Genomic DNA, 15476 nt, shown 5'->3' on the forward strand with positions numbered 1-15476 from the left:
CCTCCCCACCCTACTCCCTCGTGCTTCCGCCGGGGCCGGAAGCCCGGCGCTCTCTCCTCGCGGGCCGCGGGCCCGTTCGGATGGTCAGAGGGATCTCCGAACCCTCACGACTTGAGGATGGGGCCTCCGCCTCGAATTAGGTGAGTCACTGATCACTCACGAGCGGCCCCGGTCGCCGACGCGTCCACAACCAACGTTCGGTACTTTTCCGTGGAGCGGGCGAACGCTGCCGTCTGAGTCCTCGTTCGCCGGCTCGAGTGTGGTTGATAAACTCTGTCACTTGCTAAATCAGTTTCATCACGTTTTATCGCACGGGGGTGTCTCTCACAGGAATATGGACTGGCGGGATGCGGAACGAGAGTACGAGGACGAGGTAATCGGGGAAACGACGCTCGCGCGGATGTTCGAGGACTCGGCCGAGCGCAATTCCAACCGGCCGGCACAGAAGTACAAGGGCGGGATCTACGAGCGATCGCTGGCGGAGTCGGTCGTTCCCGAAGCGGCAGCCGGCGAGTACCGGACGCTCTCCTACGCGGAGATGCGCGATATCGTCCGGACGCTGTCGGCGGGCTTTCGGGAACTGGGCGTCGACACCGGGGATCGGGTCGGCCTCTTCTCGAACACTCGAATGGAGTGGGCGCAGTCTGACTTCGCCCTGCTGGGTGCCGGGGCAGTCATCACGACCGTCTACACGAGCTCCTCGCCCGATCAGGTCCGGTACCTGCTCGACGACCCCGACGCGGACGGCGTCGTCGTCGAGAACGAGGAACTGCTCGAGAACGTCCTCGCGGTCGAGGACGACCTCGACCTCGAGTTCATCGTCTCGATGGACGAGGTCGAGGGCTACGACGACCGCGACGACGTCTTGACCCTCGGCGAGGTCTACGCGCTCGGCGACGAGAGCTTCGACCTCGAGGCCTACGAGGAGCGGATCGACGCGACCGAGCTGGACGATCTCGCGAGCCTGATCTACACCAGCGGGACGACCGGCCAGCCGAAGGGAGTGCAGTTGACCCACCGGAACTTCCGGTCGAACGTCAACGGCCTCCGGAAACGCGTCGGGCCGCGGCCGGACAAGGACGACGACGTGCCGGTGTTAGACGACGAGACCCTGGCGGTGTCGTACCTGCCGCTCGCGCACGTCTTCGAGCGGACGGCCGGCCACTTCGTGCTGTTCGCGAGCGGTGCATGCGTCGCCTACGCGGAGAGCCCGGACACGCTGCAGGAGGACTTCAGCCTCGTCCAGCCGACGACGGCGACGAGCGTCCCGCGCGTCTACGAGAAGATCTACGACGGCATCCGCGAGCAGGCCAGCGAGTCGGGCGCGAAACAGCGGATCTTCGAGTGGGCGACCGACGTCGGGGTCGAGTATCAGCGGACCGACTCGCCGGGGCCGATCCTGAAAGCGAAGCAGGCCCTGGCCGACAAACTCGTCTTCTCGACGGTCCGTGAGGCCCTCGGCGGCGAGATCGAACTGCTCACGAGCGGCGGCGGGAGCCTCTCCCCGGAACTCTGTCGCCTCTACCACGCGATGGGACTGCCCATCTTCGAGGGGTACGGGCTGACCGAGACGGCCCCGGTCGTCACGACGAACCCGCCCGAGGCGGCCGAGATCGGCACGATCGGGCCGGCGCTGTCGAACGTCGACCTGCAGATCGACGAAACGGTCGCCGATCAGGAGGCGTTCGAAGACGACCCCGGCGAGGTCGGCGAACTCCTCGTCAAGGGCCCTAACGTCACCCAGGGCTACTGGAACAAGCCCGGCGCGACCGAAGGGGCGTTCACCGAAGACGGCTGGTTCCGCACCGGCGACATCGTCCACATGCGACCCGACGGCTACCTCGAGTTCCGCGACCGCGCGAAGCAGATCATCGTCCTCTCGACGGGGAAGAACGTCGCGCCCGGGCCGATCGAGGACGGCTTCGCCGCGAGCGAAGTGGTTGAGCAGGCCATGGTCGTCGGCGACGGCGAGAAGTTCATCGGCGCGCTCCTGGTCCCCAACATGGCGCACGTCCGTCAGTGGGCCGACGACGAGGGGATCGACCTGCCGGACGATCCCGAGGCCCTCTGTGACGACGATCGGGTCCGCGAGTACGTCCAGCGGGAAGTCGACCGCGTCAACCGCGACTTCGAAAAACACGAGACGATCAAACAGTTCGAACTCGTCCCCCTCGAGTTCACCGAAGAAAACGACATGCTGACGCCGACGATGAAGAAGAAACGGCGCGTCATCCTCGAGCAGTTCGAGGATCGCGTCGAGCGGCTCTACGGGGACGAATAGTCTCGTTTGGCACGAATTCTGCCGTTTTCGAACGACCGCCGCCGGGAGAACTCGAGCACGAGAGACGGGCCCGACTCGAGCGGGTGGGACCCGAATCAGGTCGCGACGAGGCCGACGGCGATCACTGCGAGTCCCAGCCCGGCCACGTTCGTCGCACTCAGCTGTGCGTCGAAGTAGAAGACGCCGACGACGGCCGGGATGACGAAGTACAGCGCGGCGATCGCCGAGACGATCGCCATGTTCCCGCGTGCGAGACCGGCGTAGAAGCTGATAGACGCGGCCGCGAGGAACGCACCGGAGACGAGCGCGAACGCGACGTCGACTCGGGTCCCGGCGATCGGGCGACGGAGCGTGAGGACGTAGCCGCCGACGATCACGAGGCTCGCGACGTAGGAGAGGAACACCGCGTTCACGGGCGAGAGCGATCGCGTCGCGACGCCGCCGGTCACCGCCCAGCCGCCGTACAGCAGCAACGCACCGAGTGCGAACAGGATCGCCGTGTTGACCATGGATGGCGCTTTTCCGTGACTCGGAAAAACGTTCCGTCATGGAAACCGGTTCGACTCTCGATTCCGACGCCTCGCGTTCAGGCGTCGCCGACGGGTCGCTGTTCGTGCTCGCCGGGCAGGATATCGCCCAGCGAACCGCCGAGCGCCATCGCCGTGAAGACGACCGAGACCTGACAGAGATTGAGCCACGGCTCGTCCCACGTTATCCGACCCCACAGGGTCATCAACCCCGCGGCGGTCGCGTACGCGATCAGCAACACCCAGACGGGACGTCGCGGAACCAGGCCGAAGTAGGGGTTTTTGATGTGTACCTCGCGGAAATCGGCGACGTAGAGGATCCCGACGACCAGCCCGACCGTGAACAGGAAGTTCACCACCAAGAGGATCGGGTGGGTCGCGAGGAACGCCCCGATACTGAACACGCCGTCCTCGACTAACATCGGTAAGCCGATGACGACGCTCCCCACGAACGCCTCCGCCTTGTCCTTCCGGGTGAACCCGGTGATGACCCTCCCCACCGTCTGATTGTGCGAGAGCCGGCTGACCAGCCGCATCGTCCGGTGTACCTCCGTCCGTTCGTGGGACGTGTCGACCGTCTCCTCGAGCGCCTCGAGTTGCTCGTAGACGTCGTCGATCGTCGTCTTTTCGTGTTTTTCCTCCGGCTCCGACATGGACACGACCAGACACCGCGGGTAGATAAAGACGGCCGACCGCGACCGATGCGGTCGACGATCTTCGCCCGCGTAGTGTCGAACGGAAACCACTACCGGCGAATCTGCCCGAAAAACCGGTACCATTTTGCGGCCGTGCCCCCCATTGTAGTAGTATGAAACACGTCCGGGGACCGCTGTGTTCGATCGACGTTGGAGAGCGAACGGCCGAAACCGAGGATATCGACGACATCCTCGAGTCGTATATCGGGGGGCGTGCACTCGGAACGAAGCTCGCACACGAACGGATCCCGTTCGACGCCGATCCGCTCGGGGCGGACAATCGGCTCTACTTCGCGACGGGGCCGATGCAACACTCGACGATGAGCTTCACCGGTCGGATGTCGGCGACCGGCCTCTCGCCGCTGACCGACGGCCTGCTGTCCTCGAACGCCGGCGGCTTCCTCTCGCGGAACTTCACCGGAACGGGCCACAGCGCCGTCGAGATCACCGGTGCCAGCGACGAGCTCGTGATCGTCCACGTCACCGACGAGGGCGTCGAGTTCGAGGAGGTGCCGGAACTCGAGGAGGCCACCGTCTTCGAGACCTGCGACTACATCGAGGAAGAACACGACCTCGGTCCGGAACACACCGCGGTCGTCGGCCCGGCCGGTGAGAACCAGGTCCGCTTCGCGTCGATCATGACGTCCAAGGAGCGCGCCTTCGGCCGCGGCGGACTCGGTGCACTCCTCGGCTCGAAGAACGTCAAGGCGATCACCTTCGACGGCGACTCGACCAACGAGGTCGAGATCCCGGCGCTGCAGATGGAAATTCACGGCGAGGCCGCGCAGGCCGAGCATCCGATGAAAGCACAGGGGACCACCTCGGTCGCGGAGTACGCGAACATGGTCGAGGCCCTCTCGAGTTACTACTTCTCGGAACTCTCCTTCGAGGGCATCGACGGGATCAGCGGCGATCGCGTCGAGGAGAAGAAGTACAAGAAAGGCACCTGCTCGTCGTGTGCCTTCGCCTGCAAACTGCCGACGCGAGACGAGGAGTCCGGCCTCGAGACGGAAGGCCCCGAGTACGAGACGCTGATGGCGTTCGGATCGAACTCCGGCGTCGACGACATCGTCGACGTGATGAAGTCGAACCGGCTGTGTGACGAGTACGGCCTCGACACCATCTCCTGTGGCGACACCGTCGCGGCCTACCTCGCCAGCGAGGACGAGTTCGGCAACGTCGACCTCATTCACGACCTCGTCGAGAAGATCGCGTACCGAGACGGTATCGGCGACCAGCTCGCGGAGGGCATCGACCGGGTCCACGACGAACTCGGCGTCGAGAACTGGTCCGTCAAGGGCATGGAGTTCTCCGCCCACGACGGCCGCACCCTGAACGGGCAGGGACTCGCCTTCGCCACCTCGAACCGCGGCGCCGACCACATGTACGCCGAGTTCTACCCCTACGAGTACCCGCTCGTCGACGCCGACGACGCCTTCGACAAGTCCGGCCTCGAGGGGAAACCGCCGAAGGTCGTCGAACTCGAGAACATCAACGCGATCAAAGACAGCGCCGTCCTCTGTAAGTTCTCGCGGGACTTCGTGACCGAAGAGCGCATGGAGACGCTGCTCGACGCCGACATCGACGACCTGCTCGCGCTCGGCGGCGAGGTCGTCGCGATGGAACGGCACTTCAACAACCAGCGCGGCTTCGACCGGGGCGACGACTCCCTGCCCTACGAGATCCCCGGCTTCGATCAGGGCCTCGACGAGTACTACGCCGAGCGCGGCTGGAACGACGACGGGACCGTCCCCGACGCGCAGTTCGAGGGCGGCAGCGCCGCGACGCCGGCCGACGACTGATCGCGACCGCAACGCCATCTCCCTCCGACTGCCGGTTTTCACTCGATTTGGATCCGCGTGACCGTCCGATCGGTCGATCTGATCGGAACGCTCGGTTGCTTTTCGTCGGCACGCGACTCGAGGTCGTCGAGCCGCCGCTGAACGCCGTTGTGGTGGCCCGCGCCGATGACCGCGACGACGTCGTGTCCCTCGCTCCGAAGCGCGTGGAGCCGCCCCGCCATGGCTCGGTCGCGCCGGTCGATCATCACCGCCGCGATGTCGGGAAACAGCCGCCGCAGGTGGTCGATCGCCGGCTGCACGTCGTCGCCGCTCGTGATTTCTTCGAACGGCAGTGACAGCATCTCGATCTGGTCGGCGTACTCCTCGGGTCCCATCGACTGCATCCGGAGCATCGTTTTCGGGATCGTCAGCGGCCCGAGACGACGCGAGAGGGCGGCCACGATCTCGTCGATCGGTTCGTCGATGAGCGCGACGTCGGTGTCCCGCTCGGCGGCGGTCTCGATGGCCGCCTCCATGTCGGTCTGCTCGGGATCGAGGCCGTACAGTCGGACCACCGTCCGCTGGAGTGTCTGCAACATGCTGTAGGCGATCGCCATCGGGGGCGGCAGTTCACGGGTCAACTCGTCGAGATCCGCGCTGTCGTTTCCCTCGAGGCGATCGAAGCGCGACTCGTCGAGTTCGACGGCGACGAGATCGGGCTCCGCCTCGCGGATCGTTTCCCGAACCCGGCGGCGGTGCGTCGGTGAGAAGTGAACGCTCGGAACGAGGGTGATAGTGCCGTGGTCGGACATCCCCGCACCCTTCGTCCGCCAGCGGCTTGAATCTACGACCAGCAGACGATCGAGTTCGCCGATGCTGGACGGCCCCCGCTCGAGGCCTACTCGTCGTCTCCCTCGTCGGTCAGCGAGAGCCGATCGTCGCCGCGGGACGGCAGCGGGCTGTCGTCGGCTCGCGAGGGATGGATGTTGAAGTTGTTGTCCCGATAGGGATCGCTCTCCGGATCGTAGGAGAGCTCGCTCCGCTCGAAGAGGTAGATGAAGAAGCCGATCAGCGGGATGCAGAAGGTGATCGCCGCCCATTTCTTCGGCGGCTCGAGACCCACGTTCCCGGCGTCGTAGTAGGCGATCGCCGTCAGCCCGAGATGCCAGGCCAGCGGGATCCCGACGAGTATCGCGAGGAGGCCCACGTTCATACGTGTGCGTAGGACTCGAGACTACTAAACGACCGGCCAACGCACGCCGGCTCTCGCTCGCATGGCGGATATATTCGAACCTCGAAACAGTAGTTATAAGTAACGGAAAGGTGACTAGTAAGCCGGAGGCCGCGTCTCTGACGGGGCGTATGCAAATGCCCCGGGTGCTCAGACACCCGAGGCGTGGCTTCCAAACCCTCACCGGGGTTTCGGAAGCATGATTCCGTACATTCTACCGGGATATAAACGTCCCGCACGACAGCCGAATCGCCAGACACGATCAGTATCGACTGCACGACGGCGCTCGAGGCGCGATCGCCATGTGTGACGACGCGAACGACGACGGCAGCGAGGATCGCCCGTCGTCGCGTCCCGACTGTCCGAACTGCGGCGAACCCGTCAGCGTCGTGACCTCGAGTAGGCTGTACAGGGGCACCGCCTACCCCTGTGGTTGCTCGGTCAATCCGGTCTTGCTCACCTGCGACCCCGCCGACCGCGGACTGGGGACGGGCGAGTGATGGCCGGGTCTCGAGTCACGGAGTCGAAGCGCTGTCCCGACTGTGGTGCAGTGCTTCCACTCCGCGATCCGATCGTCGGCTGGTGGCTCTGTGACGACTGCGAAGGCGCGGTCGACGAGAACGGCGACCGGGTCACGTAACCGGTCGATAGTCGTTGTATCACGTTGCTAGCGGCGGTGGCGCGCGCTGTCGGCTGGCTGAACGCTGCGAGGCGCGAACGAAGTGAGCGCCTCGAAAAGCGAATAGCGCGGGACCGATGGTCCCGCGTACCATGCGAATAGTGCGAGACCTCCGGTCTCGCATACCGTGTGAACGGGCCGGAGGCCCGTGAACAGACGGCGCAAAGCGCCGTGAGCAGACGGCGACCGGAGGGAGCCGTGAGCACAGTGAGGCCAGCCGACGATATTGCGCGAGGTTTTCGCGAACCCGTGAGCGAAAGCTTGTCAGGGTTCACTCTGACAGTGGATGAGCGAGGGAGCGGAGCGACCGAGCGAATCGGCTGGGGAGGGTGTGGCCATTCCCTGCTGCCAACATGAGCAGGACCCTCGTCTCCGTCGGGATCTTACCCCGCTTACCCGTCCTATTCGTGTGAACTGCTCAGTCCGTGACCATCGCTATTGACGCAATGACTCCCTCGCAAAATCTGTCTGGCGAGAGCAACGCTCTCACTGACCGTCGCTCACTTCGTTCGCGAAGAGGCCAAAAAGGCTAGATTAAACGGCTGCTCGCGGGTCACTGCGTTCCCCGCTCGCGATTCCGCGGTTCTCGGCCGTTGGCCTCCGAACCGCGCTTCAGTTGACGTCGAACTCGATCGCCGCACCCTGCCCGAAGCCGACGCACAGCGTCGCCAGCCCGAGGCCGCCGCCGCGCTTTTGCAGCTCGTTGATCAGCGTCACGGGGAGACGAGCGCCCGAGGCCCCTAGCGGGTGGCCGAGCGCGATCGCACCGCCGTTGACGTTGAAGATCTCGGGGTCGATCCCGAGTTCGTCGCGCGAGTAGATCGACTGGCTCGCGAAGGCCTCGTTGAGCTCGACCAGATCGTAGTCGTCGATGTCGCGACCGTTGCGCTCGAGCAGGCCCCGGGTCGCCGGGACCGGGCCGATCCCCATGACGGTGGGGTCGACGCCGGCGACGTTGTTCCGGCCGACCTCGGCCATGATCTCGAGGTCGTGTTCCTCGGCGAAGGCCTCGCTCGTGACGAGCAGCGCGGATGCGCCGTCGGAGATCTGGGAGGCGTTGCCGGGCGTGACGGTGCCGTCCTCTTTGAAGACGGTCGGGAGTTCGGCGAGCTTCTCGGGGGTCGTGCCGGGGCGGATGCCCTCGTCTTCCTCGACGGTGCCGTCCTCGGTCTCGATCGGGACGATCTCGTCGTCGAAGCGGCCCGACTCGGTCGCCTCGGTGGCGCGCTGCTGGCTGCGGGCGGCGTACTCGTCCTGTTCCTCGCGGCTGACGCCGTACTCTTCGGCGACTTTCTCGGCGGTCATCCCCATCTGGAGGTCCCCGAGGTCGTACAGTTCGGAGATCTTCGGGTGGATGTGGCCGTAGCTCTCGCCCATCGCGACGCGGCTCATGCTCTCGACGCCGCCGGCGATGACGGCGTCGCGGTTGCCGGCGGCGATGGCGTCGGAGGCGGAGATGACCGACTGCATCGAGGAGGCACACCAGCGATTGATGGTCGTCGCCGGCACCGACTCGCCGAGTTCCGAGAGGAGGGCGATGACGCGGGCGAGGTTGTTGTCCTGTTCCTCGCGCTGCTGGGCACAGCCCCACATCAGATCGTCGATCTCCTCGCCGGAGAGGCCGGTTTCGGCCAGAATCTCGTCGATCAGCGGCACCGAGAGATCCTCGCTGCGAACGTCGGCGTATACGCCGTCTTCTTTCCCCTGCGGGGTCCGGACTGCCTTGACTACGACTGGCGTCTGTGACATATACTACCGAATGCCCCTCACGGACTTAAATCCGGTCGAACTCTCGGAGGGAGGAAAAGCGTTTACGACTGTATTCAACCGATAGCGGACCGACTGCCGAGAGGTATCCTGTTCAGATACGCTGATTCCATGTGAAGGTGAGTGATCTGAACTACTGGTCAGCAGTTTCTGCATAAGTATTACTAAACCAGAAGGACAATAACAGGGTACAATATATAATTTAAAATGTTCTAACAGTGAGTTTCGTATACTAGAATAATTCAATTAATACCAAAAATTAATAAGAAAAATAATATCAATAATATCGTGTTTATCGTGCAAACCTACGGACAACGAACTTGCTACAATCTTTTTATAGTCTCAAGACTAGTAAATATTCCGATAGTTTATAATTAAAGAATAGTTTCCGCTATCGTATTGCTGGTAGTAGGAATTGATCCTACTGGTAAACCCATCCAGCAGTGTCCTATTTCCAGATATATAGATTATCTGGAACTAAGACGATAACGGGAGGGAACGATCAATTTGGGACTAGCTTACGACTGCTGTCCCGTTACTCTTCGTCCGGGTCCTCGTAGAGAAGACCACCGGAGCCCCCGCTGCTAGAGCTGGAGCACACACAGCAGGAACTGGGGATACTGGCGCCTGTAACCTGTTTCGCGTTTTCGGTACGGTTATGGGATGTCTTGTATTCCAAATCCATCTGAATCAATGCACTTACGTGTGCATCCATTGATTGTGGCCTATTTATTATATATTTGTCGATTATAGGTATAATTATAACCCATCGAAGTACCTATATAATAACGAGGCGCGAGAAATAGCGGACTGACTTCCGTTCCTCACTGTAAAAGCTCGGACAATTTGTAGTTAAAGAATAGTTCCCGTTCTCGTATTGCTGGTAGTAGGAATTGCTCCTACTAATAAAGCCATCCAGCAGTGTCCTATTTCCAGATATATCGACTATCTGTAACTAAGACGACAACGGGTGGGAACGATCAATTTGGGACTAACTTGCGACTGCTGTCTCGTTACTCTTCGTCCGGGTCCTCGTAGAGAAGACCACCGGAGCCCCCGCTGCTAGAGCTGGAGCACACACAGCAGGAACTAGGGATACTGTTTGGGGTCGTTTTATCTTCAGTACGGTTGTGAGATGTCTGGTATTCCAGATCCATCGAAATCAACACACTTGCGTGTGCATCAGGCAATTCCATCTAGTCTATTATATATTTTTTCACTAGTTACAGTATTATAATTGAATCATTCAACATTGATGTGCGAGAAGTATCGGACCGGCTTCCGTCCCTCACCATCACAGGACATTAGAGGTCAGTCTCGGCGAGCTCAGTTGCCCGCTGCCGGTCGAAACTGATGTGTGTCAGTAGACGACTGAACCACTCGAAATCTGGGGATCCTGACCGAATCAGCGAACTCGAGAATATCGAGTGTGAAATTCGCGCGTGTATATAGAACTCTCCCTTCTCACGGAATCCACCAGCTAAATCTCTGCGATTCCGCCAGTCAAGAAGCCAACTATAGAACAGTCCCGAGGAAGGAGGCAAGACGCTCGTATTTGGTTCGAATGCTCTCGAGCGATTCGATGGAATGCCCCTCGTCCTCGAACAGCAACACCTCTGCATGTTCCCCGGACGCGGCGACGGACTCAACGAACTGCCTAGCGCCGTCGGCCAGCACCGTTCTGTCGTCCTCGCCGTGGACCACCAGAACGGGTATGTCGACCTCGTCAGCGTGACGGAGCGGACTCAGTGTATCAAAGAGTTCCTGATTCTTGGAGGGGTTGCCGTACTTGGCGACGCGCAATTCCCGGTTCTCAATCTCGAGAGACTGGACGAACTTCTCAAGATCGTAGATCCCGGCAGTACTGATCGCTGCATCGAATACTTCCGGGGACCGGTAGGCGTTTACGAGGGCTAACAGACCACCGTGGGAGGTTCCGCTGACGACCACGTGATCGGTCTCGACCTGCGAGCGAAGCCATTCACCGCCGGTGGCAACGTCGTCGGCGGCATCGATTCGTCTCGGACCCTCGTCGAGGTTAGCGTACTGGCGCCCGTAGCCGGTCGATCCGCGGATGTTCGGCTCGAGAACAGCGTAGCCACGTTCGATAAACCAGTGTAGGTGCGGCCGATAGCGAGGCCGACGCTGGTTTTCCGGGCCGCCGTGAACGTCCACGACGGCACCGCGAAGATCCGTTCCGACTGGTGGTCGGGTGAATAGTGCCGGAATTTCCCGACTGTCGTCGGACGTGTATCTAATCACTCGGCTGAGACGTTCGTCCGGGGTATCCATGAAGGTGTTCGAAGGACTGGGAGAACTAAGCCATCGACTCACAGTCCTAGTATCGATATCGCACACGTAAACGGCTGAGGGAACCGTTTCGGTACTTACGGTGAGAACGAGACGGTTCCCCTCAGGCCCGAAGGCAGCATGAGTGGCGACGCCGGAGGGTAAGTCGGTCAAGGGCTGCGCTTCGACCTCCTTGTCACCCTTCAATTCGCCCACGTACACCGTCGAGATGCCATCATGGTTGACACTGTACATGAGCCGACCGGAGTCGTGGACTCCAATGCTCTCTACGGTGTGATCGGTACGTTCGACGACTGGTGTTAGCGTCCGGTCGTCAGGGGAAAGACGTGCCGCATAGAGCCTGTCGGCCTCGTAGTCCGTAACTAGGTAGAGGTTCCGTCCCTCGGGATCCCAACCCGGGGTAACGTATCTGGCGTCCTTGATCTCGTCCGTTACGACCTGTTTCTTGCCGTTTGCCAGATCCAGCGCGACGAGACGGTGGGAGAACGAATCGTTTATTTCCTTCACGAGGACGCACTCACCGTCCGGTCTCCAGGTCAATAACCGGTGATTGTTGTACATGGGGAACTGCTCGACCGGTTCCGTGAGATCTCCCGCCGAATAGATCCGGGTCGAGTAGGTAAGCCCTTCACGGACGCTCACCGCGAACTGATCGTGTTCGGGCCCGGGGAGGATATCGAAGACGACATCGTGGTCGTCTTCGATCTGCCGTTCGCGGATCGATTCCCCGACAGACTCCCCGTCGAGGACAGCAACCATATCCAGATATCGAATTGACGGATCCCCCCAGACCGTGTACCAGATCGTGTCCTCGTTGACCCAATCGTAGCTGCGCATGCGGTCTTCGACGCTGACAATCTGCTCCGACGTGCGCTCATAATCCAGGTTGACGACGATACACTGGGACGATCCCCGATCGTGCTGGAGAACGGCGAGAGTTCCGTTCGGGGCTACTGTCGGATCGACGTACGTGTCGTATTCGAAGTACTCCTTCGTAGAGGTCATGGGTACGGATGTGGTGCAGTAGTATCGATGCGTCCGGCCAGACGGGGGTGTGCGTCCGGTGGGAACGAGGGGAGGACCAGTGGAAGGAATTCGGGAACAACGACCCTGGTGATCGTAAGTCCTGTCTCGGTTATCTCCGGCATTGTTATGTCGAACGCAATAGGTGTGACATCGGCGGCGGCGAGTTGATCAAGCAGCCACTCCAGTTCGTTCTCTGGACCGGACCGCTCGTCGTCGAATTTGAGGGACTCTTCCGGCCCCTGCAGCAAAAACTCGAGTTGATTGGCGTTGTCCGGATCCATATAATAATAGAGGTTATCTTCGAGATCCGTGATCGCATCAGGATCGACTGTTTTGATAGTGGGATCGGTCCCCATCCACGACCACAGCTGTGTTACTTCGGTGAGCGATCCCTCGATCGCCGACCGGTACGTACTCGCGGCACCGCCACAGAAGCAAGCATACGGTTTCTCCCGTTCGGTACGGTGAGCGAGACACCCGATGATCGGGACCTCGAGTTCCGTCTCGTATTCGAGCAAGTGACAGACGACGCGTTCGTTCTCGGTCGGCATTCCGTCGACGTGAAGTTGCCGGGGAACGGACCGGGTGAACCAGGTCTCGACGAAGGCGTGCCGTTCGATCACCTCGTAGAGCGAGCACAGGAGAGCCTGATGTTGCGTTTCGTGACAGGCGAGCCCGTTGGTCGTCGGCGGGACAATGGGATAGTCCTGCTCGCGCAGTGCCGACTGCCAGAGAACTAGCTCGACCGGGAGATAGGTATCGTCGCCGGTGAGAAGGTTCTGTCCTCGAATCCAGCGACGAGTGGCAGTCTTGTCGAACGCATCCAGACCGTACCCACAATCGATCAACCGCTCTCGCTCGGTCTGGGAGTAGAAGTGCAGCCACTTCGGATCGATCATATCGTGTTCCGCTGCCAGGCACTCGTATGATGCGGTCTCGAGCGCCGGTTCTGCGGCCAGCACCTGGTACCGCTCGACGAGTTCTCCAAGGTAGCTTACAGCGGACTGTGAAGGGGTCGAACCTTTCCCCATCGCTCGCATTGATCCTGCATTGGGCTGGGCAGCCATCCGACCGAGGTCGGCCTTTTCGCCGCTGACGACGTGCCCCCCCGACGGAACCTCGCGCTCAAGCAGACGGTAGTGCAGGTCGGTACACAACCCGGTCTTGCTCCCCAGCATTCGGGCCAGAGTGCCGGTAATCAGTCCTTCCTGTTCGTGTTCAATCATCTTTGATGGCCTGGAAATCGATCAACCGTTGCCAGTCCTCGTGCTTGACGCCACAGACGTCACATCGCGGCATCTTTAGCACCTCGTTGGTTTCGAGGTCCATACTAAGCAGGTCCACGTCGAGGGTGCGACCGACGACGTACCCGTGGCCGGTAAGTAACTGTGTCGTGGCTTCTTTGGAGACGAGACCGGCGAGAAGTCGTTCATGAGCCGGGAGGTGAATGTTTTGGCGCTCTGTCGTGCTCTCGACGTAGGCCCGGTAGCTGTCCAGGTTGTCCTGAAACGACTGCCATCGCTTGAGTAGACACAGGAGACACGGGCTTTCACCGGGTACGATAGTTGGGCCGAGAATCGCCTCGAGACCCAGAAGCTGGGCGACAGTCAGTGGAGTTTCCGTCTCCACCGCGGTTTCGTTCACCCGCTTTGCGATTCCCATGCCGGGAGCGTCATCGAGGTAGAGAGCGTACTCGACCGATGAAATGAGTGCGTCAATTTCTCCCTCGAATGCCGTGATATTCTCCGATTCAGTGGCGGAATCAGTGTCGCCGACAGTTTTGACCCGTACGTCCTCGACGCCGGTGCGAGCGAGATCTTCAGCGACCATTTCACCGAGTCGTCCCCGCGCTACGATACCGACTGACGTCTGCCGAAGAGTGTCGAGCTCATCGGCCGAAACGTTTCCGTCGACGACACTAAAACTCCAGAGGCGATCCGGATCGTGATCGCTAACGTCGACGAGAGCACGATCGTCGTGGAGTTGCTCAAGGATCGTACGGATCTGAACCCGGTACTCCGGATCGAAGTTCTCGAGAATCTCCGCCACGGTGTGGGTACCGTCGAGGTAGTCGCACAGTTCGCCGACCACACCCTCTCCGTCCGAGTCTCGAATAGTATGTCGCGCCCCAACGAACGGCCCGACACGGAGTTCGAACTCGTCCGGTGAGATCCGAAGCGGTACGAAGATCGGATTGATCGATAGACGCTTGTGCTCGAATTCAGTTTCCATTGTCGTCACCTCCAGAGGCAGGAGTACCGAACAGGATACCGTAGATCGTCGACTCGTCTACTCCATTGACCCCTAGGAACGGATCGACTCGACTTTCGTCGAGGCCGCCGCTGTTGCAGGTACCATAGCCCAGAGCTGTCGCAACTAGTTGGAGATTTTGAGCGAGGTGCCCTGCTTCCAACAGCGTGAACCGATAACCCCGGGGCCCGTATTTAATCTTGTTTTTCCAGAAAGAACCTGTCAGGACGAAAAGAACAGAAACACGATCGAAACTGAGAGTGTCTCCCCCCGTAAAGGTCTGCACGTGTTCGACCAGCTCTCCGCGCTCCATCTGTTTAACCGTGCGGAGACCGTGTTCCGATGCCTCGTAGTAGTAGACCCCGGTGTTAAGATCGTCGCCATCGAGCAGGATGACGTACGGCTCGACTGGATACAGGCCCCCGGCAGACGGGTACCCGCGACCACGGACCTCTACGTCGTTTACCGATGCAAGTGTGTCGCCTACAGGTCCACAACCGTACCACAGGACCCTGCTTAACGATTCTGCAGTAATCGGATCCCGCTTGAAGGTTCGAACCGATTGGCGAGCGTTTATGACGTCACTGAGGGAGTGTTCGAGTGGTTCCGGCTCAGGCAGGTCGATCAGTGGTCGGTCGACTCGTTTTGCGCTCGGGTTGTATATCCCATTGTTCTTTTCGGAAATCTGGGAAAAGTGTTCGATTGACCGTACGAACTTGGGGTTCACTTGCTGAACTTTTGTATTCTCGTGGAATATTTCAGATATATCTCCAACCAGGTTCTCTTTCCGGCTAAAATCTTGGAAATAGTTGTCCGTCCGTATCGTATGGCGGTTTAGTTCCAGCGATATATTTTTAAGATCTTGCACTATTGATGTTTGTTCCATATATGATATACTATTAACTTACATATTTAAAAATATTGTATTT

The 15476-nt window shown here is 60.4% G+C and carries 14 protein-coding genes; 5 read left to right on the top strand and 9 right to left on the bottom strand.

Translation table 11 applies throughout. The features are described 5' to 3' along the window. The first annotated feature begins 334 nt into the window (after positions 1 to 334). A complete protein-coding gene (locus NDI89_RS17985; RefSeq protein WP_277523491.1) occupies positions 335 to 2281 on the top strand; it encodes an AMP-dependent synthetase/ligase in 1947 nt (648 codons plus the stop codon). A 95-nt stretch (positions 2282 to 2376) separates the two neighbouring features. On the opposite strand, the gene NDI89_RS17990 is transcribed toward NDI89_RS17985, so the two are convergent. Both NDI89_RS17990 and NDI89_RS17995 read right to left on the bottom strand, forming a co-directional pair. Then, positions 2377 to 2790 (bottom strand): EamA family transporter, encoded by a 414-nt coding sequence (locus tag NDI89_RS17990; RefSeq protein WP_277523492.1) that lies wholly within the window; start codon positions 2788 to 2790, stop codon positions 2377 to 2379. 77 nt (positions 2791 to 2867) lie between these two features. Further along, positions 2868 to 3461 (bottom strand): DUF2391 family protein, encoded by a 594-nt coding sequence (locus NDI89_RS17995; protein ID WP_277523493.1) that lies wholly within the window; start codon positions 3459 to 3461, stop codon positions 2868 to 2870. A gap of 155 nt (positions 3462 to 3616) precedes the next feature. Between NDI89_RS17995 and NDI89_RS18000 the strand changes: the two genes are divergently transcribed. Next, entirely contained in the window at positions 3617 to 5305 is a 1689-nt protein-coding gene (locus NDI89_RS18000) for an aldehyde ferredoxin oxidoreductase C-terminal domain-containing protein (RefSeq protein WP_277523495.1), read from the top strand. A gap of 38 nt (positions 5306 to 5343) precedes the next feature. On the opposite strand, the gene NDI89_RS18005 is transcribed toward NDI89_RS18000, so the two are convergent. Beyond that, a complete protein-coding gene (locus NDI89_RS18005) occupies positions 5344 to 6096 on the bottom strand; it encodes a TraB/GumN family protein (RefSeq protein ID WP_277523496.1) in 753 nt (250 codons plus the stop codon). An 86-nt stretch (positions 6097 to 6182) separates the two neighbouring features. Then, positions 6183 to 6497 carry a hypothetical protein gene (locus NDI89_RS18010; protein WP_277523498.1) on the bottom strand — a complete coding sequence of 105 codons (315 nt, stop codon included), beginning with the start codon at positions 6495 to 6497 and terminating at the stop codon, positions 6183 to 6185. Between the two features lie 320 nt (positions 6498 to 6817). On the opposite strand from NDI89_RS18010, the gene NDI89_RS18015 reads away from it, so the two are divergent. Both NDI89_RS18015 and NDI89_RS18020 read left to right on the top strand, forming a co-directional pair. After that, a complete protein-coding gene (locus tag NDI89_RS18015; RefSeq protein ID WP_277523501.1) occupies positions 6818 to 7015 on the top strand; it encodes a hypothetical protein in 198 nt (65 codons plus the stop codon). Continuing rightward, positions 7015 to 7155 (top strand): hypothetical protein, encoded by a 141-nt coding sequence (locus tag NDI89_RS18020; RefSeq protein ID WP_277523504.1) that lies wholly within the window; start codon positions 7015 to 7017, stop codon positions 7153 to 7155. Before NDI89_RS18015 ends, NDI89_RS18020 begins: the two co-directional genes overlap by 1 nt. Positions 7156 to 7806: 651 nt before the next feature. Here the strand turns inward: NDI89_RS18020 and NDI89_RS18025 are convergent. The 4 genes from NDI89_RS18025 to NDI89_RS18040 form a co-directional block, all read right to left on the bottom strand. Continuing rightward, a complete protein-coding gene (locus NDI89_RS18025; protein WP_226005098.1) occupies positions 7807 to 8943 on the bottom strand; it encodes a thiolase family protein in 1137 nt (378 codons plus the stop codon). Positions 8944 to 10476: 1533 nt separating this feature from the next. After that, the gene (locus NDI89_RS18030; RefSeq protein WP_277523508.1) at positions 10477 to 12276 is read right to left on the bottom strand and encodes a S9 family peptidase; all 1800 of its coding nucleotides are present in this window, start codon (positions 12274 to 12276) and stop codon (positions 10477 to 10479) included. Further along, a complete protein-coding gene (locus tag NDI89_RS18035) occupies positions 12273 to 13523 on the bottom strand; it encodes a YcaO-like family protein (RefSeq protein WP_277523510.1) in 1251 nt (416 codons plus the stop codon). The genes NDI89_RS18030 and NDI89_RS18035 overlap by 4 nt, the downstream gene beginning before the upstream one ends. Next, on the bottom strand, positions 13516 to 14127 hold the full coding sequence (locus tag NDI89_RS18040; protein ID WP_277523513.1) for a TOMM precursor leader peptide-binding protein: 612 nt from the start codon (positions 14125 to 14127) through the stop codon (positions 13516 to 13518). The genes NDI89_RS18035 and NDI89_RS18040 overlap by 8 nt, the downstream gene beginning before the upstream one ends. A gap of 114 nt (positions 14128 to 14241) precedes the next feature. Between NDI89_RS18040 and NDI89_RS18045 the strand changes: the two genes are divergently transcribed. Further along, entirely contained in the window at positions 14242 to 14466 is a 225-nt protein-coding gene (locus NDI89_RS18045; RefSeq protein ID WP_277523515.1) for a hypothetical protein, read from the top strand. 52 nt (positions 14467 to 14518) lie between these two features. Here NDI89_RS18045 and NDI89_RS18050 read toward each other — a convergent pair whose 3' ends face one another. Further along, positions 14519 to 15433 carry a SagB/ThcOx family dehydrogenase gene (locus NDI89_RS18050; protein WP_277523517.1) on the bottom strand — a complete coding sequence of 305 codons (915 nt, stop codon included), beginning with the start codon at positions 15431 to 15433 and terminating at the stop codon, positions 14519 to 14521. Positions 15434 to 15476 lie beyond the last annotated feature (43 nt).

Origin of the sequence: Natrinema salsiterrestre (genome assembly GCF_029502005.1) — an archaeon.
GTDB lineage: Archaea > Halobacteriota > Halobacteria > Halobacteriales > Natrialbaceae > Natrinema > Natrinema salsiterrestre.

Coding starts and splice junctions, on each gene's coding strand:
- NDI89_RS17985 (WP_277523491.1), top strand. CDS start 335: ATGGACTGGCGGGATGCGGAACGAGAGTACGAGGACGAGGTAATCGGG.
- NDI89_RS17990 (WP_277523492.1), bottom strand. CDS start 2,790: ATGGTCAACACGGCGATCCTGTTCGCACTCGGTGCGTTGCTGCTGTAC.
- NDI89_RS17995 (WP_277523493.1), bottom strand. CDS start 3,461: ATGTCGGAGCCGGAGGAAAAACACGAAAAGACGACGATCGACGACGTC.
- NDI89_RS18000 (WP_277523495.1), top strand. CDS start 3,617: ATGAAACACGTCCGGGGACCGCTGTGTTCGATCGACGTTGGAGAGCGA.
- NDI89_RS18005 (WP_277523496.1), bottom strand. CDS start 6,096: ATGTCCGACCACGGCACTATCACCCTCGTTCCGAGCGTTCACTTCTCA.
- NDI89_RS18010 (WP_277523498.1), bottom strand. CDS start 6,497: ATGAACGTGGGCCTCCTCGCGATACTCGTCGGGATCCCGCTGGCCTGG.
- NDI89_RS18015 (WP_277523501.1), top strand. CDS start 6,818: ATGTGTGACGACGCGAACGACGACGGCAGCGAGGATCGCCCGTCGTCG.
- NDI89_RS18020 (WP_277523504.1), top strand. CDS start 7,015: ATGGCCGGGTCTCGAGTCACGGAGTCGAAGCGCTGTCCCGACTGTGGT.
- NDI89_RS18025 (WP_226005098.1), bottom strand. CDS start 8,943: ATGTCACAGACGCCAGTCGTAGTCAAGGCAGTCCGGACCCCGCAGGGG.
- NDI89_RS18030 (WP_277523508.1), bottom strand. CDS start 12,276: ATGACCTCTACGAAGGAGTACTTCGAATACGACACGTACGTCGATCCG.
- NDI89_RS18035 (WP_277523510.1), bottom strand. CDS start 13,523: ATGATTGAACACGAACAGGAAGGACTGATTACCGGCACTCTGGCCCGA.
- NDI89_RS18040 (WP_277523513.1), bottom strand. CDS start 14,127: ATGGTCGCTGAAGATCTCGCTCGCACCGGCGTCGAGGACGTACGGGTC.
- NDI89_RS18050 (WP_277523517.1), bottom strand. CDS start 15,433: ATGGAACAAACATCAATAGTGCAAGATCTTAAAAATATATCGCTGGAA.